The sequence below is a fragment of the Streptomyces sp. NPDC002144 genome (assembly GCF_053593695.1).
In genome coordinates, this window is sequence record NZ_JBSFDB010000174.1 from 1 (window position 1) to 1011 (window position 1011).

At 70.6% G+C, this 1011-nt stretch carries 1 protein-coding gene; it reads right to left on the reverse strand.

Annotated elements, in window-relative coordinates; all coding sequences use genetic code 11:
- Positions 1 to 941 (reverse strand): IS5 family transposase gene (locus tag ACWCQ1_RS52160; protein ID WP_451030144.1). Its coding sequence is split into 2 segments (ribosomal slippage): positions 1 to 578 and positions 578 to 941, totalling 942 coding nucleotides; the frame shifts between segments, so codons are not numbered across the junction.
- Positions 942 to 1011 lie beyond the last annotated feature (70 nt).

The window sequence follows — 1011 nt, forward strand, 5'->3', positions numbered from 1 at the left end:
CTAGGTCGTTTCTGATGGCTCTTGGACGGTGTCTCGGAGCCAGATGACGATCGCGGTGACGGTCAGAGTGCCGTTGAAGATGTAGTCACGTTTGTCATACCGGGTGGCCACCGCGCGGAACTGCTTCCACTTGTTCACGCACCGCTCGACTGCGTTGCGACGGCGGTACTGGACCTTGTCGAAGGCCGGGGGCCGGCCACCGCCTCGTCCCCGGCGCCTGCGGTGCAGCCGCTGGTCGTCCGGCTGGGCGATGGTGGCTTTAATGCCGCGCCGTCGCAGGTATGCGCGGTTGTCGCGGCTGGAGTAGGCCTTGTCGCCGCGGACCCGGTCCGGCCGGCGCCGCGGGCGGCCCGGTCCGCGGCGCCGGATGCGTAAGCCGTCCAGCACCGGGGCGAACATCGGGCTGTCACCGCGCTGACCGGGCGACGTCAGCCAGTGCAGCGGGCGGGCCCGGTCGTCGGAGAGTAGATGGACCTTGCTGGTCAGCCCGCCCCGTGAGCGCCCCAACGCCTCCCGCCCATCTGCCTCCTCACGCGCTCCGCCCCTTTTTGCGGGTGGTCGGCCGGGGGCTTGCGAGGCGCTCCGGCCGCGTGCTGATGCGCCCGGCAGGAGGTGGAGTCGATGTTCACCGCCCACTCCTGCCGGCCCGCCTGGCCGGCGAGCGCCCCGTCCGGGTCGCCGGCATCCGCCTCGATCTGTAACTCCTCAAGGACGGCCTGCCAGGTGCCGTCGGCCGACCAGCGGCGATGGCGCTCATAGACGGTCTGCCAAGGGCCGTACCGTTCCGGCAGGTCAGGCCACGGCACCCCGGTCCGGGCCCGGAACAGCACCCCGTTGATCACCCTGCGGTGATCCGCCCACTGCCCACCCGGCTTGCCGTTCCCGGGCAGGAGAGGCTCGATCTTCCGCCACTGCGCGTCCGTGAGCTCGTGTCGCCGCACCATACGGGCGTCCTGCCCGGCCAACTAGGAGATCCACCCCGCCCACCAAGAGCCATCAGAAACGACCTAG